This is a genomic window from Pseudomonas sp. REP124 (assembly GCF_020164475.1).
Taxonomy (GTDB): domain Bacteria; phylum Pseudomonadota; class Gammaproteobacteria; order Pseudomonadales; family Pseudomonadaceae; genus Aquipseudomonas.
Window position 1 is genome coordinate 1 of record NZ_JAIQWX010000124.1, and the last position, 18404, is coordinate 18404.

The following is an 18404-nucleotide window of genomic DNA, read 5'->3' on the forward strand; positions in this document are numbered from 1 at the left end:
TTTGCATGTACACGCTGTAGGAGCAAGGCTTGCCCGCGAAGAACTCACCACAAATCCAACTGAAACACCTCAAGCCTTGGGCTTGGCCTTCTTCGGCTTCAAATACTTGGTCAACCCCTGGAACCAGATCACCAGTGCCGGGTTGCCCTTGATCTGAATCGACTTGTCCTGAATCCCCGTCATGAACGCCAGTTGCTTGTTCTTCGCCTGCATCGTGGCAAAGCCATACCCCGCGTCCTTGAAGGCAATGGCAAAGGCAGGCTCGGCATACACCCCGGCCTTGCTGGTGATGCGCTGATCCTTCACCCGGAAATGCCGCGCCACCTTGCCGTCCAGCGTCTGCAATTGAAACACCAACTCCTTGTCACCCAACTGCTGCTGGAATGCCGGATTGTTCCGGCTGGCCTTGCCCATCAACAAACCCAGCATCCACAGCAGAAAACGAAATTTCATGCGCAAGCCTCAAGAGAAAAATGAACGGCCGGCGCAGTGTAGCGACTTGGCACGGTAATGCCACTATCGAGTTGAGTTAGAAGAAGATGGACTACTTTTTGACGCTGATGACTACCAAGTCACAGTCGTAGCGACCTTCTTTACGACGGGTTCATGTTGTCCAGCACCCGATTGATCGCCAGCTCTCCCAACATGATCACCTGCTGCAAGGCCAGCATCGTGTTTCGATTGCCACCTTCCAGGGAGCTGGCGAATTCACTCGCCATCACACTGGCCGACGCCAGCGACTCACAGGCGTGGGCCAGCAGGGTTTCGTTGTCGACGTCGGGCGCCACCACAAAAATGGCGCCCAGGGATTGGGCCCCGGCCCTGCGCGGCGTCGTCGGTTTCAGGTAGAAATCCAGCGCACGATCGACCGCCGGATGGAGTTTTCTGGAGGGGGTGGAGAGGTAGGCAGGTGTGCTGTCGGTTTCTGATCCATCAGGTGAGTCGTTGACATCAAGCATGGTGTATCTCCTTGTCATGTTTGGAGTCACCACGCTACGCCCCGCGCTTCCGACGGCCAACCTTAAAAAGGTGTGGGATGCTTCCTCGATTTTCCGATGGTTTTACTCATCGCTTCACGTGAATTTCCACAGATTCAACATGATTCCTGTAGGAGCGAGCTTGCTCGCGATGCACTCGATAACGCCGCGGGGTGTCAGGTGCCCAACGTCAGCGTTGACGTCCATCGCGAGCAAGCTCGCTCCTACAGTTTTTTCGATCACCCTCAGCTGACACGGGCCTTGCGTACGCCGTCGGCCAGTGCCGAGCACAGGCTCAGAACACCATCGACCGCCTGGTCCGGCGTCTGCGCATTGGCGATCTGATCGATCAGCGCCGAACCCACCACCACACCGTCGGCCAGACGCGCGATGTTCGCCGCTTGCTCCGGTGTACGGATACCGAAACCGATGCTGATCGGCAGATCGGTATGGCGACGCAGACGAGCCACCGCCTCTTCCACGTGTTCCAGGGTCGCCGCGCCGGCACCGGTCACACCGGCCACGGACACGTAATACACAAACCCGGAGCTGCCGTTCAGAACGGTAGGCAGACGCACATCGTCGGTAGTCGGTGTGGTCAGGCGGATGAAGTCGATACCGGCAGCTTGGGCCGGGTCGCACAGCTCGCCGTTATGTTCAGGCGGCATGTCGACCACGATCAGGCCATCGACGCCGGCTTCCTTGGCTTCGGCGATGAAGCGCGGTACGCCGTACTTGAGGATCGGGTTGAAGTAACCCATCAGCACCAGCGGGGTTTCGTTGTTGTCCTTGCGGAACTCGCGAACCATTTCCAGGGTTTTCGCCAGGTTCTGCTTGGCACCCAGAGCACGGATGTTGGCCAGCTGGATCGCCGGACCATCAGCCATCGGATCGGTGAAGGGCATGCCCAGTTCGATCACGTCGGCACCAGCGGCTGGCAAGCCTTTGAGGATTGCCAGGGAAGTATCGTAGCCGGGGTCGCCAGCGGTGACGAAGGTCACCAGGGCGGCGCGGTTTTGCTCTTTCAGCTCGGCAAAGCGGGTTTGCAGGCGGCTCATCAGTGTTTCTCCTGCGAGGACTGTTCCATATGGTGCATCACGGTCTGCATGTCTTTGTCGCCACGGCCCGACAGGTTGACCACCATCAGGTGATCCGTCGGCAGGTTCGGTGCGCGCTTGAACACTTCGGCCAGGGCGTGGGCGCTTTCCAGCGCGGGAATGATCCCTTCCAGGCGGCAGCACTGGTGGAAGGCAGTCAGGGCTTCGTCGTCGGTCACCGAGGTGTACTGAACGCGGCCGATGTCATGCAACCAGGCGTGTTCCGGACCGATGCCCGGGTAGTCCAGGCCAGCGGAGATCGAGTGGGCGTCGATGATCTGGCCATCGTCGTCCTGCAGCAGGAAGGTGCGGTTGCCGTGCAGCACGCCCGGTACGCCGCCGTTGAGGCTGGCCGCGTGTTTGCCGGTTTCGATGCCGTAGCCGGCCGCTTCAACGCCGATGATCTCCACGCTCTTGTCGTCGAGGAACGGGTGGAACAGGCCCATGGCGTTGGAACCACCGCCGATGCACGCCACCAGGCTGTCCGGCAGGCGTCCTTCCTGGGCTTGCAACTGGTCGCGGGTTTCCTTGCCGATGACGGCCTGGAAGTCGCGGACCATCGCAGGATAAGGGTGCGGACCGGCCACGGTGCCGATCAGGTAGAAAGTGCTGTCGACGTTGGTCACCCAGTCACGCAGCGCTTCGTTCATCGCATCCTTCAGGGTGCCGGTGCCGGCCACGACCGGGATCACTTCGGCGCCCAGCAGCTTCATGCGGAACACGTTAGCCTGCTGGCGCTCGATGTCAGTGGTGCCCATGTAGATCACGCAGTCCAGACCAAAACGTGCGGCCACGGTGGCAGTGGCCACGCCGTGCATGCCGGCGCCGGTCTCGGCGATGATGCGCTTCTTGCCCATGCGCCGCGCCAGCAGGATCTGGCCGATGCAGTTGTTGATCTTGTGCGCGCCGGTGTGGTTCAGCTCTTCACGCTTGAGGTAGATTTTCGCGCCGCCGCAGTGCTCGGTCAGGCGTTCGGCGAAATAGAGCGGGCTTGGACGTCCGACGTAGTCGCGCTGGAAGTAGGCCAATTCTTCCTTGAAGGCAGGATCTTCCTTGGCCGCTTCGTATTCGCGAGCCAGGTCGAGGATCAACGGCATCAGGGTTTCAGCGACGTAACGGCCGCCGAACGCGCCGAACAGGCCGTTGGCATCAGGGCCGTTGCGCAGATTAGTCTGGGTCATGGGGCGCTCCAGTTGAATGCGTGAGATGACAATGGGGTTCACTCTACCCCTGACACCGCCCACTGAAAACCGATAAGATCGCCGCAACCTGTCAGGAAAACTCACAGATCACATGAGCCAGGAACTGCCACCGCTGAACGCCCTGCGCGCCTTCGAAGCCACTGCCCGCCTGAACAGCGTCAGCCAGGCGGCCGAACAGCTGCACGTCACCCACGGTGCCGTCAGCCGGCAACTGAAGGTTCTGGAAGAACACCTCGGGGTGAGCCTGTTCACCAAGGAAGGTCGCGGCCTCAAACTCACAGATGCCGGCCTGCGCCTGCGTGACGCCAGCGGTGAAGCATTCGAGCGCCTGCGCACTGTATGTGTGGAAATTTCCCGGACCACGGCCGATGCCCCGTTTGTGCTGGGCTGCTCGGGAAGCCTGCTGGCTCGCTGGTTCATCCCGCGTCTGGGGCGGCTTAATGCCGACCTGCCGGACCTGCGCCTGCACCTGTCCGCCGGAGAAGGCGATCTCGACCCCCGCCGCCCGGATCTGGACGCCTTGCTGCTGTTCGCCGAGCCGCCGTGGCCCGCGGACATGCAGGTGTTCGAACTGACCAGCGAGCGGATCGGCCCGGTGATGAGCCCGCGGTTCGCCGGCTACGACAGACTCAAGACTGCGCCGCCCACTGCGCTGCTCGGCGAGTCATTGCTGCACACCACGTCGCGCCCGCAGGCCTGGCCGAGCTGGGCGCAGCAAAGCGACCTTGACGCCAAGGCGTTGAAGTACGGTCAGGGGTTCGAGCATTTGTATTACTTGCTGGAAGCGGCCGTGGCCGGGCTTGGAGTGGCAATCGCCCCGGAGCCGCTGGTGACCGAAGATTTGAAGGCCGGACGCTTGGTAGCGCCCTGGGGTTTCAGCGAAACCCCGGCGCAACTGGCCCTGTGGCTGCCAAAGCGCGCCGCGGATGGGCGCGCCCGGCAACTGGCGCAGTGGCTCAAAAACGAGCTGCGCCAGACGGATTAATTACCGCGTCTGCACATCAGGTAAGCGGCCAACAGGCCCAGCGCGCCAACGGCGACGCCAGCAGTCGTCCAAGGGTGTTCCTGGGCGTAGTCACGGGTGGCGATCCCGGTTTCCCGGGTCTTCACTTTGACTTCTTCATAAGCGTCCGAAAGCAGGTGACGCGAGTGTTTCAGCGCGTTCTCGGCGTTGCCTTTGAGTACCTTGAGGGTTCTGCGCGACTCGTCCGAGGCGTCGTCCTTCAGGCTTTCCAGGGATTTGAGCAGACTCTCGATCTCCGCTTCCATGCTTTGCAATGAGGCTTTGCGTAACGAGCTGTTGGCCATGGTGGCTCTCCTGCATTGTTGATGAGTGGCGTGTGTTGGTTGGGACTTCGGGTGCTCGAGAAAGTGCAGTAAATGTGAACTTCCTTGTGGGATTGACCGACAGAAGTAAGTCAGAAAATCACTGCTAGGCTGTATGCACACCCAAGGAGAACGCCATGACTGACCATCACACTTACAAGAAAGTCGAACTGGTTGGCTCGTCCACCAGCAGCATTGAAGACGCGATCCACAGCGCGTTGGCAGAGGCCAATAAAAGCATCAAGTACATGGAATGGTTTGAAGTAGTAGATACCCGTGGGCACATCAAGGACGGCAAGGTGGCGCACTTTCAGGTGACCCTCAAGGTCGGGTTCCGGATCGCCAGCAGCTGATTGGCTTTTCGACTTCCGGACTTGCGCGCTGGCCGAGTGCCATAGGGAATGGCAAGACGCTACATGATTGAATCCGGCCAATGGCCGGATGCCTCCTTTTGATCCGACCAGAGAATGCCACTGATGAAGAGATTTATTTTGGCGGTAGGTTTGTTAAGCCTGGCGGGTACAGCCTTCGCCGACGGCAAGTCCTGCGAAGAGCTCAAAGCCGAGATCGCCGCGAAGCTCGATGCCAAGGGCGTTTCCAGTTACTCGCTGGAAATCGTCGACAAAGGCGCGGGTGCCGGCGGGAAGGTCGTTGGGACCTGTGAGAAAGGGACCAAGGAAATCGTCTACAAACGCTAGATCCCCTCTTCTGTAGGAGCGAGCACGCTCGCGATGGACGTGAACGATGACGCTGGGAACCTGATGCCCCGCGGTGTTCTTGCGTTCATCGCGAGCGTGCTCGCTCCTACAGGGTTTCGGCGTCAGCCTTTCATGACCTGCGCCAGCAGTTCGTAGGAATGCAGCCGATCGGCGTGTTCATACAGGTCGCAGGTGAAGATCAGCTCATCGGCCTGGGTCTGTTCGATCAGCACTTCCAGCCGGGCGCGGATTTTCTGCGGGCTGCCGATCATCGCCAGCCCCAGGAAATCACTCACCGCCTCGCGCTCGTGCGGCAGCCACAGGCCGTCCATGGTTTTCACCGGCGGACGCTGCACCAGGCTCTGGCCGCGCATCAGGGCGAGGATGCGCTGGAACACTGAAGTCGCCAGATAGTCGGCCTGCTCATCGGTATCGGCCGCCACCAGCGGCACGCCGAGCATCACGTAAGGCTTGTCCAGCACCGCCGAAGGCTTGAAGTGATTGCGGTAGACGCGGATCGCCTCATGCATGAAACGCGGTGCGAAATGTGAGGCGAAGGCGTAGGGCAAACCGCGCTCGCCTGCCAACTGGGCGCTGAACAGACTGGAGCCGAGCAGCCAGATCGGCACGTTGGTGTTGGTGCCCGGCATCGCGATGACGCGCTGCTCCGGCGTACGCGGACCGAGATAACGAACCAGCTCCGCCACATCTTCCGGGAAATCGTCCGCGCTGCCCGAACGTTCGCGGCGCAACGCGCGGGCGGTCATCTGATCGGAACCCGGCGCACGACCCAGGCCGAGGTCGATACGCCCCGGATAAAGGCTTTCCAGAGTGCCGAACTGCTCGGCGATCACCAACGGCGCATGGTTGGGCAGCATCACCCCGCCCGATCCCACACGAATGGTCGAAGTGCCGCCAGCGAGATATCCCAACAACACCGAGGTCGCGGAACTGGCAATGCCATCCATGTTGTGGTGTTCGGCGACCCAGAACCGGTTGTAGCCGAATTTCTCGACATGCTGCGCCAGATCCAGCGAATTTCGCAGCGACTGCGCCGCGCTGCCGTTTTCCCGCACGGGTACCAGATCGAGGGTCGAGAACTTGATGTCGGACAGTCGTTTCATAAACCTGCTTCTCCAAGTGAGGTCGCAGGTTTTTTCTCGCGAACGAAAACCTGCCGAATCCAAAAGCGTGTTTCATGCAATGTGGGCATATACCCGAGTTTCAATAGCAAAGGGAAAATTTCCTACCAAATAAGTAGGTCAATCGGATCAAGTGAACTTTGCGCCACCGTCTATCCTCAGAATCCTTGCAAGCGAAACCACACAGGCGCGGCCCTTCGCGTCGGACTTTGAGGAGAAAGGCATGGCGATCATCAAGAAGGCATCGGCGCATTGGGCCGGTGATCTGAAAACCGGTATCGGCTCGATTTCCACCGAAACCGGCGTGCTCAGGGAAGCGCCCTACGGCTTCAAGGCACGATTCGAAGGCGGCAAGGGCACCAATCCGGAAGAACTGATCGGCGCGGCCCACGCCGGATGCTTTTCCATGGCCTTTTCCATGATTCTTGGCGAGGCAGGGCTCAAGGCCGAGAGCATCGACACCAATGCCGAAGTCACACTGGACCAGGTGGAAGGCGGCTTTGCGATTTCGGCGGTGAAACTGATCATGAAAGCGAAAATTCCGGGGGCGAGCCCGGCGCAATTCGACGAGCTGAGCAAGAAGGCCAAGGAAGGGTGCCCGGTGTCCAAGGTGCTGAATGCGAAGATCAGCCTTGAGGCCACGTTGGTGCAGTAGCAAAAACGAAAGATCGCAGCCTGCAGTGCAGCGCTGCGATTTTTTTGCGTTGGGGCAAAACAGGGGTGGCTAAACTGTGGTCGAATAAATGACAGCAGCCAAATCGCATGAACCGGCGTGCTGCCTCAACAGGAGCTGCAAACATGAAACGCTTTGCCTTGACGGTTATCTGCTGTGCACTGGCTACCCAGGCGCTGGCGGCACCTAAACCCTGTGAAGAACTCAAGGCCGAAATCGAAGCCAAGATCCAGGCCCGCGGGGTGACGTCCTACACCCTGGAAATCGTCCCCAACAGCGAAGTGCACGACCAGAACATGGTCGTGGGCTCGTGCGAAGGCGGGACGAAAAAGATCATCTACCAGAAAAACGACCGCTGAGTGCTTCAGGGCACGCAGTTCACCTGACGGTCCTCGGCGACGATTTCACGTTTGGCGTTATACAACCGGGCTTCGGGGGTGAACGCCATGGAGCGGGCTTGCAGCAGATAGCGCTGGCCGGCTTCGAAATGGTCGTACTTGATGATCATGTAGCACAGCCGTTCCGTTGAACCGCCGAACAGCTCGGAACCGCCGCTGGGCACTTCGAAATCGAAGCGCACGGTCAACTCGTGGCTCCCCGGGGTCACTTCGAAATATCGCCCGTCTTTCATTCGCTGATTGTCCAGGCGCTCGGCCATCAGCAACTTATCGTTGGGAAACGGCGTGGAAAAGTCGACCCACGCCTTTTGCGGATTGGCCGTCGGCATCGGCGCCGCACAGCCGGCAACCGCGACTGCAGTGAGCAACAGCATTAACCTGCGCATGATGAAAGTCCTGAACACTGTGTATTCAGAATAGCGCCGATCAGGTGCGTTGGCAGCCTGCCGGTGTGCCCTGGCCGATTACCTTTCGCTGCTCATCGTAGAGTTTGACCCAGGGCCGAAAGCCGATGTTTCCGGCCTGCAACTGATAACGCTCCCCAGCGCTGAATTCACTGAATTTCACGTTCATCTGGCAATCGCGCCACAGCGGCTCGGCGGTGGGACCAATATTGGTCGGCTGAACCGGAAACTGGTAACGAACCTTCAGCTCATGGCTGCCCGGCTCCACCTGGAAATAGCGTTTATCGGTGGCTGCCTTGTTATCGACCCCCAGCGCCAGCAGCGCCGTATCTTCCTGATGGGATTCCAGATCAATCCATGCCTGCGTCGGATCGTGATGAGGCAAGCCGAATCCGGCACAACCGGCCAGCGTCAGCAGGCCTCCCATCAGCATCAATTTGCGCATAGCAAAGCTCCAGTGAGGCGGGATAGTCTTGGGAGCAGACTCTCCAGGAATTTTTTATTTTGATGAGGCCGTGTCCAAGCCTTGGGTTACTTGATCGCGTTTTCCGAGTTTTGTTTCCGGGTGCGCTGCTTTTGTTACTCAACGGTTGTTCCACCGTCAGCTATTACAGCCAGTTGGCCAGTGGTCAGCTGCAATTGCTGCGGGCCAGGGAACCGGTTTCCGAGGTGATCGCCGACGACCATCGGGACGAGAAACTGCGCGCGCACCTGGCCCAATCCCAGAAGGCCCGGACCTTCGCCAGCCAGCAGCTGCATTTGCCGGACAACCAGAGCTACCGCCTGTACGCCGATATTGGCCGGCCCTATGTGGTCTGGAACGTGTTCGTCACCCCGGAATTTTCCCTGAAGCCGCAGAACCACTGCTTCCCCATCGCCGGCTGCGTGGCCTATCGCGGCTACTACAGCCAGAGCGCGGCACGCGGGGAAGCGGCGCTGCAACGGTTGCAGGGCATGGACGTGACGATCGGCGGCGTCGAGGCCTATTCGACCCTGGGCTGGTTCAACGATCCGATCATGAGTTCGATGATGAACTGGGGCGACGAACGCCTGGCGACGCTGATCTTTCACGAACTGGCGCATCAGCGGGTGTATGTGAAGGACGACACCGAGTTCAACGAGTCGTTTGCCACCTTCGTCGAACAGGAAGGTACTCGCCAATGGCGTGCCTTTCGCGGTCTGGCGCCGGACAGCGGCGATCAGCTCAAGCGGCGGGATCAGTTCACCCAACTGATACTCGATACCCGCGCCCGGCTGGAGCAGCTGTACACCCTGCCTTTGCCACCCGATCAGATGCGCCAGCGCAAGGCGGCGGAGTTCGAGCGCCTGCGTAGTGAGTATCGGCAATTGCGAGACAGCCAATGGGCCGGCGACAAACGTTACGACGCCTGGATCAATGCGCCGATGAACAATGCGCGGTTGCTGCCTTTTGGGCTGTATGACCAGTGGGTGCCGGCGTTTGCGGGGTTGTTCAGGCAGGTTGGGGGGGATTGGGTGGCGTTTTATGCCGAGGCGCAGAAGCTGGGGGCCATGCCGATTGAAGAGCGCAAGGTGGCGTTGAAGACTTTGGCGGGGGCGGAAATAGCTGGCGGCTGAAAGGGCCTCTTCGCGGGCAAGCCCGCTCCCACAGGTATCGCGGTGAACATCAAATCTGTGAACGACGCATAACACTGTGGGAGCGGGCTTGCCCGCGAAGGCGATTTCATTAACGCCGCAAAAACGCCTGATGCATCTCATCCAGCGTTTCGAAATGATAGGCCGGCGCTTCGGCGCTGAGTTCTTCGTGGCTGCCGAAGCCGTAGCCCACTGCCGCCGCGTCCAGCCCGTTGCTGCGGGCGCCGATCAGGTCGTGTTTGCGGTCGCCGATCATCAGGGTGTTGGTTGGGTCGAGTTTTTCTTCGGCCATCAAGTGGGCGATCAGCTCGACTTTGTTGGTGCGGGTGCCGTCCAGTTCGCTGCCGTAGATCACCTTGAAATGCCGGGCGAAGTCGAAATGTCGGGCGATTTCCCGGGCGAAGACCCAGGGTTTGGAGGTGGCGATGTACAGCTGCCGGCCTTGCCCGCCCAGGGTTTCCAATAGCGGCATGACCCCGTCGAATACCCGGTTTTCGTACAGGCCGGTGACCTTGAAGCGCTCCCGGTAGAAATTCACCGCTTCCCAGGCCTTGGCCTCGTCGAAGTCGTAGAACTGCATGAAGGCCTGCAGCAACGGCGGGCCGATGAAGTGCTCGAGTCTGGTCAGATCGGGCTCATCGATGCCCAGCTTGGCCAGCGCGAATTGAATCGAACGGGTGATGCCTTCGCGTGGGTCGGTCAGGGTGCCGTCGAGGTCGAACAGAATGGTCTGGTAATGCATGTCGAATCCTGAATAAGAGCGTCGAGGTCAGGCCTGGTCGTAGCCTTCGGCCAGATGCAGATCCTTGAGCTTCACGTAGTTCGCGGCGCTGTAGGTGAAAAAGGCCCGCTCCTTGTCCGTCAGCGGCCGGATCTGCTTCACCGGACTGCCCACATAAAGAAAACCGCTTTCCAGTTGCTTGCCCGGCGGCACCAGGCTGCCGGCGCCGACGATCACGTCATCGGCCACCACCGCGCCGTCCATGATGATGCTGCCCATGCCGATCAGCACGCGGCTGCCGACGGTGCAGCCATGCAGCATGACCTTATGGGCGATGGTCACGTCATCGCCGATCAGCAGCGGGAAACCATCGGGGTTGAACGGTCCGGCGTGGGTGATGTGCAGCACGCAGCCGTCCTGCACGCTGGTGCGCGCACCGATGCGGATGCGGTGCATGTCGCCACGGATCACGGTCAATGGCCAGACCGAGCTGTCTTCGCCGATTTCGACATCGCCGATCACCACCGCCGAACGGTCGACAAAGGCGCCTTTGCCGAGCAACGGCGTGTGATTCTGATACTTGCGAAGGTTCACGATAGGGTTTCTCTCTGTCGCTGATAGCTGCGGTGAACGTCGATTGTAATTAAGATGGCTGCATGTTTCTTCCAGCCAAGGTGTCAACCGTGAGCGTGAACAACCCTCTTTTGCAGTCCTACGACCTGCCGCCGTTCTCCGCGATCCGTGCCGAACATGTGCAACCGGCCATTGAACAGATCCTGGCTGACAACCGCGCCGCCATTATCGAGATCCTCAAGACCCAGGGCAAACAACCGAGCTGGGCCGGCCTGGTGCTGGCGATGGACGAGCTCAACGATCGCCTCGGCGCTGCCTGGAGCCCGGTCAGCCACCTGAATGCCGTGTGCAACAGTGCCGAACTGCGAGAAGCCTATGAGTCCTGCCTGCCGGCCTTGAGCGCCTACTCCACTGAAATGGGCCAGAACCGTGAGCTGTTCCAGGCCTATGAAGCCTTGGCCAACAGCCCGGAGGCCGCCGGTTTCGACGTGGCACAGAAAACCATTCTGGAACACGCCCTGCGCGATTTCCGCCTGTCGGGTATCGACCTGCCGGAAGCCGAGCAGAAGCGCTACGCCGAAGTGCAGAGCAAGCTGTCGGAGCTGGGTAGCCGTTTCTCCAACCAGCTCCTTGATGCGACCCAGGCCTGGACCAAGCACGTCACCGACGAAGCCGCCCTCGCCGGCCTGACCGAATCGGCCAAGGCGCAAATGGCCGCCGCGGCCCAGGCCAAAGACCTGGACGGCTGGCTGATCACCCTGGAATTCCCGAGCTACTACGCGGTGATAACCTACGCCCAGGACCGTGCCCTGCGCGAAGAAGTCTACGCCGCCTACTGCACCCGTGCCTCGGACCAGGGCCCGAATGCCGGCCAGAACGACAACGGCCCGGTCATGCAGGAGATCCTCGACCTGCGTCAGGAACTGGCCAAACTGCTGGGCTTCGCCAGCTTCTCCGAGCTGAGCCTGGCAACCAAAATGGCCGAGTCCAGCGATCAGGTGCTGAGCTTCCTGCGCGATCTGGCCAAGCGCAGCAAGCCGTTCGCCGCCCAGGATCTTGAGCAACTGAAGGCGTACGCCGCCGAACAGGGCTGCCCGGACCTGCAAAGCTGGGACAGCGGTTTCTACGGCGAAAAACTCCGCGAGCAGCGCTACAGCGTTGCCCAGGAAGCCCTGCGCGCCTACTTCCCGATCGATAAAGTACTGGGCGGCCTGTTCGCCATCGTGCAACGCCTGTACGGCATCGAGATCACCGAGCAGAAAGGTTTCGACAGCTGGCACCCGGATGTCCGTCTGTTTGAAATCAAGGAAAACGGCCAGCACGTCGGCCGCTTCTTCTTCGACCTGTACGCTCGCGCCAACAAGCGCGGCGGCGCCTGGATGGACGGCGCCCGCGATCGTCGTCGCACCGCCGCAGGCGCTCTGCAGAGCCCGGTGGCCAACCTGGTGTGCAACTTCACCCCGGCCGACAGCGGCAAGCCTGCCCTGCTGACCCACGATGAAGTGACCACCCTGTTCCACGAATTCGGCCATGGCCTGCATCACCTGCTGACCCGCGTCGAGCACGCCGGCGTTTCCGGCATCAACGGCGTGGCCTGGGATGCGGTAGAGCTGCCAAGCCAGTTCATGGAGAACTGGTGCTGGGAGCCGGAAGGCCTGGCGCTGATTTCCGGTCATTACGAAACCGGCGAGCCACTGCCTCAGGACCTGCTGCAAAAAATGCTCGCGGCGAAAAACTTCCAATCCGGCCTGATGATGGTGCGCCAGCTGGAGTTCTCGCTGTTCGACTTCGAATTGCACGCCACCCACGGCGACGGTCGCAGCGTGCTGCAAGTGCTCGAAGGCGTACGCGACGAGGTGTCGGTAATGCGTCCACCGGCCTACAACCGCTTCCCCAACAGCTTCGCGCACATTTTTGCCGGCGGTTATGCGGCCGGTTACTACAGCTACAAATGGGCGGAAGTGCTGTCGGCCGATGCGTTCTCGAAGTTCGAGGAAGAAGGTGTGCTCAACGCCGACACCGGTCGTGCGTTCCGCGAAGCGATCCTGGCGCGCGGCGGCTCCCAGGAGCCGATGGTGCTGTTCGTCGACTTCCGTGGTCGCGAGCCATCGATTGACGCACTCTTGCGCCACAGCGGCCTGAGTGAAGGCGCCGCAGCATGAGTGAGGCAACTGTGATTACCAAACGACGCTTTATCGCCGGCGCGGTGTGCCCGGCCTGCAGCGAGCCGGACAAGCTGATGATGTGGAGCGAAGACGACGTACCGCATCGCGAGTGCGTGGCCTGCGGTTACTCCGACACGCTCAATGAGCAGGGGCTGTCGGTGCCCAAGGAATTGGGCACGCGGGTCAATACTCCGGTGGTGAAACCTGCGGACACCAAAGTCCAGGCGGTGCAGTTCTTCCCCAATCCGAAGCTGAAAAAGAAGCCCGACGAACAGCAGTAAGTCGTCAGGACAACCTTCCACTGCGCAATGCAGTGGAAGGTTGTTTTACTGGACGTGAGCCGACTGGAACCAGCTCTTCATCGAACACGCCGCGAACGCACTGGTGCTGCAATCGCCATTGACCATCGCCGTGCGCAGCTTTTCCACATCGGCCTGCATCATGTAGCGAACGCCGTCCTTGAAATGGTTGTTGTCGCCAAAACCGCCGCGGGTCATCTCGCTCAACGCCTCTTCCTTGCTCCAGCCCTGCACCACCACCCGATACATCGCCGCCATCAGGCCGGTCCGGTCGGAGCCGTGCTTGCAGTGCATCAGCACCGGGCCTCTGGTTTCGGCTTCCTGAATGGCACGCAGTGCCTTGAGCACATCGGCGTCATCCACATGATTGGTGCGATAAGGCAGCTGTACCTGAGCGATATCGGGTGCGGCCAACCAGCTCGAATCCGATTCAGGCAGAAAGTTGATCACGGTGGCGACCTTGAGCTTGTGCAGCAGCGGCACCGCCCCGCTGTCGGGCAACGCGCTGCGGTAGAGCGTCGGCGACATCTGGAAAAGGTTGTATTGCACTTCGATCGGCTGGGCCCATTCCGCGGGACGGGTCAGCGTGGCGTCGTCGGCATGGACCAGCGACAGATTGAAAAACGCGAACAGTGACAACAGTAACGCCGCAGGTGAAAGACGCGGTAAGCGCATGCTTGGAGGATCCTGGAAAACGTGAATGAGTGGCGCAAATTTTCCGGTTTGCCAGTCAAGGGCCTGTCACATGATTGTCAAAGAATCGTGAATAGCAGACTTTCAGGTTTTTCTTGTTTGAAAAACATAACGATCAAAGAACGGCACGAACTGTGCGCGCCGTTCCTGTATGGCGAATTACCCGATTTCATTCACTTGAGTGCGCCGGGTAGTTTGAATGAATCAGGGATTGATGATCTTCGAATACGCTTTGGCCAACCCTGCCAATATCGCCTTGTCCTGCAAGTCGATATCGCCATCGGCATCCATGTCGGCATGAGCATTGATGGTGAAGGTGACGCCGCCATCATGGGACACGGCCTCGCGCAGGGTCGAGTCGAGCAGGGAACAGGTTACATCGCGGTTGACCTGATCGTAGCCTTCTTCCTTAAGAGCAAACTGCATGGAAACTCTGACTTCCTTTGGATTGATAATTGAAGGTCGAAGTAACTGCAGAAAAACACCGCGTTGATTGTAAGTCGACATTATTTAAATCCTTTTAATAATGAATACACGACCGATTCGTGTGCCGAAGATAGTACTGCTGAAACAACGGAACACTTCGAGCGATATGTTTCCCGCCATGACATGCACATCTTGCAAATACTCGGGTGCCGAACGGCACTGGCCTGTACGCCGAACCTCGGATACTGTATGCACATACAGTTAAAGGATCGCTCCGATGGCTACCCCACTGCCTCCTCGCGGCCGCGGCACCGCGACCAACCCGCACAATCGCTTCGCGCCCAGTCGCTCGGTGGCCGAGGACGACGGCTGGTATCAGGAAGTGCCGATGACACAGGGCACCGAAGTGCAGATCGAGACGGCGAAGAGCATCATCACCCGCAACAACTCGCCGGACCTGCCTTTCGATCGTTCGATCAACCCGTACCGTGGCTGCGAGCACGGTTGCATCTACTGTTACGCGCGTCCCAGCCACGCCTATTGGGACATGTCGCCTGGGCTGGACTTCGAAACCCGGCTGATCGCCAAGACCAACGCCGTGGACGTGCTTGAACAGCAGCTGTCCAAGCGCGGCTATCAATGCGCGCCGATCAACCTGGGGTCCAATACCGATCCCTACCAGCCGATCGAACGCGAATACAAACTCACCCGGCAAACCCTCGAAGTGCTGCTGCGCTACCGGCATCCGGTGACCATCGTCACCAAGGGCTCGCTGATCCTGCGCGATCTGGACCTGCTCACCGAGCTGGCCCAACAGCGACTGGTGGCGGTGATGATCAGCCTGACCAGCCTGGACGACGAACTCAAACGCATCCTCGAACCCCGGGCCGCGGCGCCCAAGGCCCGGCTGCGGGCGATCCGGGTGATGCGTGACGCGGGGATTCCGGTGGGGGTGCTGTGCTCGCCGATGATTCCGATGATCAACGACAGCGAGCTCGAAAGCCTGCTCACCGAAGCCCACGCCGCCGGAGCGCAAAGCGCCGCCTACATGATGTTGCGCCTGCCGCTGGAAGTGGCGCCGCTGTTCGAGGAATGGCTGGCGGCCCACTACCCGCAGCGGGCCGCGCACGTGCTGAGCCTGATTCGCCAGAGTCGCGGCGGTGAGCTGTACGACAGCCGTTTCGGCGCGCGAATGCGCGGCGAAGGGCCGTTTGCCGACTTGCTGGCGCAGCGTTTTGCCAAAGCCGTCAAGCGACTGGGGCTCAATCGACGGGAGGGGTTCAACCTGGACTGCAATGCCTTCTGTCCGCCGGGTCGCCAAATGTCATTGATTTGAGGACAATTGACCTATGGTTGATTACTGGAAACAGGCACCACCGGTTGGCTGGTCACGTTTTTTGTGACCTGGAACACACGTTCTAGAGCCTTTGATTCAGTTTGAGTTAAGATTCGGCCGCTACCTTGTTCATCGAGTGACTGACGGGTCGAGCTTCATGACCTGGATGTTTTTTGACCAGCCACTGGCTTCACGCCGGACATACGGGACAATTCCCTGAGCCCGCCAAAGAGGATGAATCATGAGTGACAAGGATAAACAGCCGTTGGCTGCGTCGGCTTCCACCCAGCCCGAGGTAGAAACCGCCGATGCAGCGTTGAAGCATATCGTTGACGGCTTTTTGCATTTTCATCATGAGGTCTTCCCACAGCAGGAAGAGCTCTTCAAGAAACTGGCCACGGCTCAATCCCCCCGGGCCATGTTCATCACCTGCGCAGACTCGCGTATCGTCCCCGAACTCATCACCCACAGCTCGCCCGGCGACCTGTTCGTCACCCGTAACGTGGGCAACGTGGTTCCGCCTTACGGGCAAATGAACGGTGGTGTTTCCACGGCCATCGAGTACGCGGTACTGGCGCTGGGCGTGCAGCACATCATCATTTGCGGCCACTCCGATTGCGGCGCGATGCGGGCGGTGCTCAATCCTCACACCCTGGAGAAGATGCCCACGGTCAAAGCCTGGCTGCAGCATGCGGAAGTGGCGAAAACCATGGTGCACGACAACTGCAACTGCGCGAGCGAAACCGAGACCATGCATGTCCTCACCGAGGAAAATGTCATCGCTCAATTGCAGCACCTGCGCACCCACCCTTCGGTCGCCTCGCGCATCGCCAACGGCCATCTGTACATCCATGGCTGGGTCTACGACATCGAAACCAGCAAGATCAAAGCCTACGACGCCGATCAGGGTCGTTTCCTGCCGCTTGATGGCAGCCTGCCGATCCCCATGGCGACGCCCAAAGCGCGCTTCTAAATCCTCCTAAAAATCCGTGTGGTTTGACGCCGGCCGCTGTTTCAGCGGTCCGGCCTTGCCACGCCTGAAGAAAACTTCGGGAGAATCACCATGCGTGCTGCTCAACTCAGAGCTGTATTGCCACGGGAGCTGCTGGCTTCGGTGGTTGTGTTTCTGGTCGCCCTGCCTTTGTGCATGGGCATCGCCATCGCCTCGGGCTTGCCGCCTGCCAAAGGCTTGATCACCGGCATCATCGGTGGCCTGGTCGTGGGCTGGCTGGCGGGTTCACCATTGCAGGTCAGCGGCCCCGCCGCCGGCCTGGCGGTGCTGGTGTTCGAACTGGTGCGCCAGCATGGCGTGGCCATGCTCGGGCCGATCCTGCTGCTGGCGGGGTTTCTGCAATTGCTGGCCGGGCGCTTCAAGCTCGGCTGCTGGTTCCGGGTCACGGCGCCGGCGGTGGTGTACGGCATGCTCGCCGGGATTGGCGTACTGATCGTGTTGTCACAGGTGCATGTGATGCTCGACGCCGCACCGAAACCCTCGGGCCTTGATAACCTCACGGCTTTTCCCGGTGCCGTGGCCCAGGCATTGCCGTCGTTTGGCTGGCAGGCAGGACTGCTGGGGCTGTCGACCATCGCGGTGATGTGGCTGTGGGAAAAGCTTCGTCCGCATTCGCTGCGCTTCGTTCCTGGAGCATTACTCGGGGTGGGTCTGGCTACGATCGCCAGCCTTCTTCTGGCATTGCCGGTGAAACGGGTCGAAGTTCCGGCCAATCTGGCAGAGGCCATCGACTGGCTGAAACCCAATGATCTGCTCAATCTGGCCGACCCCACGCTGCTGATCGCCGCGTTTGCCGTGGCCTTCATCGCCAGCGCCGAAACACTGCTCTCCGCCGCCGCCGTGGATCGCATGCACAGCGGCCAGCGTGCGGACTTCGACCGCGAACTGTCGGCGCAAGGCGTGGGCAACATGCTCTGCGGACTGCTCGGCGCCTTGCCGATGACCGGGGTAATCGTGCGTAGCTCGGCCAATGTCCAGGCCGGCGCCACCACGCGCTACTCGACGATTTTCCACGGCCTGTGGCTGCTGGCGTTCGTGCTGCTACTGTCGAGCGTGCTGCAAAGCATTCCTGTGGCGAGCCTGGCGGGTGTGTTGGTCTACACCGGTTTCAAACTGGTGGATCTCAAGGCTTTCCGTGGCCTGGGTCGTTACGGTCGGATGCCGATGTTCACCTACGCCGCCACGGCCCTGGCGATCATCTTCACCAACTTGCTGACCGGTGTATTGATCGGTTTCGGCCTGACTCTGGTGAAGCTGGCGCTGAAGGCCTCGCGGTTGAAAATCAGCCTGATCGATTTGCCTCAGGAAGGTGAGATGGAACTGCGTCTGGCGGGTGCGGCGACGTTCTTGAAGGTGCCGGCACTGACCCAGGTACTGGGCAGCATTCCGCCAGGTGTGACGGTGCATGTGCCGCTCAATAACCTGAGTTACATCGATCACTCGTGCCTGGAATTGCTGGAAGAATGGGGCCGGGCGAATGCGGCCAAGGGTTCGAAGCTGTTGATCGAATCGCGGGGGTTGAAGCGCAGGCTGGAAGGGCGGGTGCGGACCAATACCGGCATAGGTTCAGCCGCCTGAACCACCCACCGACAAATAAACCCGAAAAATAAACCTGTAGGAGCGAGGCTTGCCCGCGAAGCTTTTGGCG

Annotated in this window: 23 protein-coding genes; 11 read left to right on the forward strand and 12 right to left on the reverse strand. The window is 60.2% G+C overall.

The window, feature by feature from the left end:
- Window positions 1–69: 69 nt before the first annotated feature.
- The 4 genes from K9857_RS23615 to trpB form a co-directional block, all read right to left on the reverse strand.
- A complete protein-coding gene (locus tag K9857_RS23615) occupies window positions 70–453 on the reverse strand; it encodes a helicase (RefSeq protein WP_224539847.1) in 384 nt (127 codons plus the stop codon).
- 140 nt (window positions 454–593) lie between these two features.
- Window positions 594–959 (reverse strand): DUF6124 family protein, encoded by a 366-nt coding sequence (locus K9857_RS23620; RefSeq protein ID WP_224539849.1) that lies wholly within the window; start codon window positions 957–959, stop codon window positions 594–596.
- 263 nt (window positions 960–1222) lie between these two features.
- Window positions 1223–2035, reverse strand: a complete 813-nt coding sequence (trpA, locus tag K9857_RS23625) for a tryptophan synthase subunit alpha (RefSeq protein WP_224539851.1) — start codon at window positions 2033–2035, stop codon at window positions 1223–1225.
- The gene (trpB, locus tag K9857_RS23630) at window positions 2035–3255 is read right to left on the reverse strand and encodes a tryptophan synthase subunit beta (protein WP_224539853.1); all 1221 of its coding nucleotides are present in this window, start codon (window positions 3253–3255) and stop codon (window positions 2035–2037) included. Before trpB ends, trpA begins: the two co-directional genes overlap by 1 nt.
- Window positions 3256–3367: 112 nt before the next feature.
- Between trpB and K9857_RS23635 the strand changes: the two genes are divergently transcribed.
- Window positions 3368–4261 (forward strand): LysR family transcriptional regulator, encoded by an 894-nt coding sequence (locus tag K9857_RS23635; protein ID WP_224539855.1) that lies wholly within the window; start codon window positions 3368–3370, stop codon window positions 4259–4261.
- Here K9857_RS23635 and K9857_RS23640 read toward each other — a convergent pair.
- Window positions 4258–4584, reverse strand: coding sequence for a YqjD family protein (locus K9857_RS23640; RefSeq protein WP_224539856.1), 327 nt, complete (start codon window positions 4582–4584; stop codon window positions 4258–4260). The two genes, K9857_RS23635 and K9857_RS23640, sit on opposite strands and share 4 nt — an antisense overlap.
- A 155-nt stretch (window positions 4585–4739) precedes the next feature.
- On the opposite strand from K9857_RS23640, the gene K9857_RS23645 reads away from it, so the two are divergent.
- Together K9857_RS23645 and K9857_RS23650 are read left to right on the forward strand one after the other, a co-directional pair.
- Complete coding sequence (locus K9857_RS23645; protein WP_224539858.1) at window positions 4740–4955, forward strand: dodecin; 216 nt, start codon at window positions 4740–4742, stop codon at window positions 4953–4955.
- A 123-nt stretch (window positions 4956–5078) separates the two neighbouring features.
- On the forward strand, window positions 5079–5300 hold the full coding sequence (locus K9857_RS23650) for a DUF1161 domain-containing protein (RefSeq protein ID WP_224539859.1): 222 nt from the start codon (window positions 5079–5081) through the stop codon (window positions 5298–5300).
- 122 nt (window positions 5301–5422) lie between these two features.
- On the opposite strand, the gene K9857_RS23655 is transcribed toward K9857_RS23650, so the two are convergent.
- Window positions 5423–6424, reverse strand: coding sequence for an LLM class flavin-dependent oxidoreductase (locus K9857_RS23655; RefSeq protein ID WP_224539861.1), 1002 nt, complete (start codon window positions 6422–6424; stop codon window positions 5423–5425).
- Between the two features lie 241 nt (window positions 6425–6665).
- Between K9857_RS23655 and K9857_RS23660 the strand changes: the two genes are divergently transcribed.
- Window positions 6666–7097 carry an OsmC family protein gene (locus K9857_RS23660; protein ID WP_224539863.1) on the forward strand — a complete coding sequence of 144 codons (432 nt, stop codon included), beginning with the start codon at window positions 6666–6668 and terminating at the stop codon, window positions 7095–7097.
- Window positions 7098–7240: 143 nt separating this feature from the next.
- Entirely contained in the window at window positions 7241–7474 is a 234-nt protein-coding gene (locus K9857_RS23665; RefSeq protein ID WP_175375782.1) for a DUF1161 domain-containing protein, read from the forward strand.
- 5 nt (window positions 7475–7479) lie between these two features.
- Here the strand turns inward: K9857_RS23665 and K9857_RS23670 are convergent, their stop codons facing one another.
- Both K9857_RS23670 and K9857_RS23675 read right to left on the reverse strand, forming a co-directional pair.
- Window positions 7480–7899, reverse strand: a complete 420-nt coding sequence (locus tag K9857_RS23670; protein WP_224539865.1) for a hypothetical protein — start codon at window positions 7897–7899, stop codon at window positions 7480–7482.
- A gap of 40 nt (window positions 7900–7939) precedes the next feature.
- A complete protein-coding gene (locus K9857_RS23675; protein ID WP_224539867.1) occupies window positions 7940–8362 on the reverse strand; it encodes a hypothetical protein in 423 nt (140 codons plus the stop codon).
- A 59-nt stretch (window positions 8363–8421) separates the two neighbouring features.
- Between K9857_RS23675 and K9857_RS23680 the strand changes: the two genes are divergently transcribed.
- Window positions 8422–9513: an aminopeptidase gene (locus K9857_RS23680; RefSeq protein WP_224539869.1), complete on the forward strand. Its 1092-nt coding sequence runs from the start codon at window positions 8422–8424 to the stop codon at window positions 9511–9513.
- Between the two features lie 109 nt (window positions 9514–9622).
- On the opposite strand, the gene K9857_RS23685 is transcribed toward K9857_RS23680, so the two are convergent.
- Both K9857_RS23685 and K9857_RS23690 read right to left on the reverse strand, forming a co-directional pair.
- Window positions 9623–10273 carry an HAD family hydrolase gene (locus K9857_RS23685; RefSeq protein ID WP_175375777.1) on the reverse strand — a complete coding sequence of 217 codons (651 nt, stop codon included), beginning with the start codon at window positions 10271–10273 and terminating at the stop codon, window positions 9623–9625.
- Between the two features lie 27 nt (window positions 10274–10300).
- Window positions 10301–10846, reverse strand: coding sequence for a gamma carbonic anhydrase family protein (locus K9857_RS23690; RefSeq protein ID WP_224539871.1), 546 nt, complete (start codon window positions 10844–10846; stop codon window positions 10301–10303).
- A 62-nt stretch (window positions 10847–10908) separates the two neighbouring features.
- Between K9857_RS23690 and prlC the strand changes: the two genes are divergently transcribed.
- Window positions 10909–12987 carry an oligopeptidase A gene (gene prlC / locus K9857_RS23695; RefSeq protein WP_224539873.1) on the forward strand — a complete coding sequence of 693 codons (2079 nt, stop codon included), beginning with the start codon at window positions 10909–10911 and terminating at the stop codon, window positions 12985–12987.
- Window positions 12984–13271, forward strand: coding sequence for a YheV family putative zinc ribbon protein (locus tag K9857_RS23700; RefSeq protein ID WP_224539876.1), 288 nt, complete (start codon window positions 12984–12986; stop codon window positions 13269–13271). The genes prlC and K9857_RS23700 overlap by 4 nt, the downstream gene beginning before the upstream one ends.
- Before the next feature lie 45 nt (window positions 13272–13316).
- On the opposite strand, the gene K9857_RS23705 is transcribed toward K9857_RS23700, so the two are convergent.
- A complete protein-coding gene (locus K9857_RS23705; RefSeq protein WP_224539878.1) occupies window positions 13317–13964 on the reverse strand; it encodes a dual specificity protein phosphatase family protein in 648 nt (215 codons plus the stop codon).
- 222 nt (window positions 13965–14186) lie between these two features.
- Window positions 14187–14489 (reverse strand): hypothetical protein, encoded by a 303-nt coding sequence (locus tag K9857_RS23710; RefSeq protein WP_224539880.1) that lies wholly within the window; start codon window positions 14487–14489, stop codon window positions 14187–14189.
- Window positions 14490–14685: 196 nt separating this feature from the next.
- On the opposite strand from K9857_RS23710, the gene K9857_RS23715 reads away from it, so the two are divergent.
- From K9857_RS23715 to K9857_RS23725, 3 genes are all read left to right on the forward strand, one after another.
- Window positions 14686–15744: a PA0069 family radical SAM protein gene (locus K9857_RS23715; protein ID WP_224539882.1), complete on the forward strand. Its 1059-nt coding sequence runs from the start codon at window positions 14686–14688 to the stop codon at window positions 15742–15744.
- Window positions 15745–15985: 241 nt separating this feature from the next.
- On the forward strand, window positions 15986–16717 hold the full coding sequence (locus K9857_RS23720) for a carbonic anhydrase (RefSeq protein ID WP_224539884.1): 732 nt from the start codon (window positions 15986–15988) through the stop codon (window positions 16715–16717).
- Window positions 16718–16807: 90 nt separating this feature from the next.
- Window positions 16808–18334, forward strand: coding sequence for a SulP family inorganic anion transporter (locus tag K9857_RS23725; protein WP_224539886.1), 1527 nt, complete (start codon window positions 16808–16810; stop codon window positions 18332–18334).
- Window positions 18335–18404 lie beyond the last annotated feature (70 nt).

Bases quoted from the DNA above. Each gene is read 5' to 3' on its own strand.
- K9857_RS23615 (WP_224539847.1), bottom strand. From the start codon at position 453: ATGAAATTTCGTTTTCTGCTGTGGATGCTGGGTTTGTTGATGGGCAAG.
- K9857_RS23620 (WP_224539849.1), bottom strand. From the start codon at position 959: ATGCTTGATGTCAACGACTCACCTGATGGATCAGAAACCGACAGCACA.
- trpA (WP_224539851.1), bottom strand. From the start codon at position 2,035: ATGAGCCGCCTGCAAACCCGCTTTGCCGAGCTGAAAGAGCAAAACCGC.
- trpB (WP_224539853.1), bottom strand. From the start codon at position 3,255: ATGACCCAGACTAATCTGCGCAACGGCCCTGATGCCAACGGCCTGTTC.
- K9857_RS23635 (WP_224539855.1), top strand. From the start codon at position 3,368: ATGAGCCAGGAACTGCCACCGCTGAACGCCCTGCGCGCCTTCGAAGCC.
- K9857_RS23640 (WP_224539856.1), bottom strand. From the start codon at position 4,584: ATGGCCAACAGCTCGTTACGCAAAGCCTCATTGCAAAGCATGGAAGCG.
- K9857_RS23645 (WP_224539858.1), top strand. From the start codon at position 4,740: ATGACTGACCATCACACTTACAAGAAAGTCGAACTGGTTGGCTCGTCC.
- K9857_RS23650 (WP_224539859.1), top strand. From the start codon at position 5,079: ATGAAGAGATTTATTTTGGCGGTAGGTTTGTTAAGCCTGGCGGGTACA.
- K9857_RS23655 (WP_224539861.1), bottom strand. From the start codon at position 6,424: ATGAAACGACTGTCCGACATCAAGTTCTCGACCCTCGATCTGGTACCC.
- K9857_RS23660 (WP_224539863.1), top strand. From the start codon at position 6,666: ATGGCGATCATCAAGAAGGCATCGGCGCATTGGGCCGGTGATCTGAAA.
- K9857_RS23665 (WP_175375782.1), top strand. From the start codon at position 7,241: ATGAAACGCTTTGCCTTGACGGTTATCTGCTGTGCACTGGCTACCCAG.
- K9857_RS23670 (WP_224539865.1), bottom strand. From the start codon at position 7,899: ATGCGCAGGTTAATGCTGTTGCTCACTGCAGTCGCGGTTGCCGGCTGT.
- K9857_RS23675 (WP_224539867.1), bottom strand. From the start codon at position 8,362: ATGCGCAAATTGATGCTGATGGGAGGCCTGCTGACGCTGGCCGGTTGT.
- K9857_RS23685 (WP_175375777.1), bottom strand. From the start codon at position 10,273: ATGCATTACCAGACCATTCTGTTCGACCTCGACGGCACCCTGACCGAC.
- prlC (WP_224539873.1), top strand. From the start codon at position 10,909: ATGTTTCTTCCAGCCAAGGTGTCAACCGTGAGCGTGAACAACCCTCTT.
- K9857_RS23700 (WP_224539876.1), top strand. From the start codon at position 12,984: ATGAGTGAGGCAACTGTGATTACCAAACGACGCTTTATCGCCGGCGCG.
- K9857_RS23705 (WP_224539878.1), bottom strand. From the start codon at position 13,964: ATGCGCTTACCGCGTCTTTCACCTGCGGCGTTACTGTTGTCACTGTTC.
- K9857_RS23710 (WP_224539880.1), bottom strand. From the start codon at position 14,489: ATGTCGACTTACAATCAACGCGGTGTTTTTCTGCAGTTACTTCGACCT.
- K9857_RS23715 (WP_224539882.1), top strand. From the start codon at position 14,686: ATGGCTACCCCACTGCCTCCTCGCGGCCGCGGCACCGCGACCAACCCG.
- K9857_RS23720 (WP_224539884.1), top strand. From the start codon at position 15,986: ATGAGTGACAAGGATAAACAGCCGTTGGCTGCGTCGGCTTCCACCCAG.
- K9857_RS23725 (WP_224539886.1), top strand. From the start codon at position 16,808: ATGCGTGCTGCTCAACTCAGAGCTGTATTGCCACGGGAGCTGCTGGCT.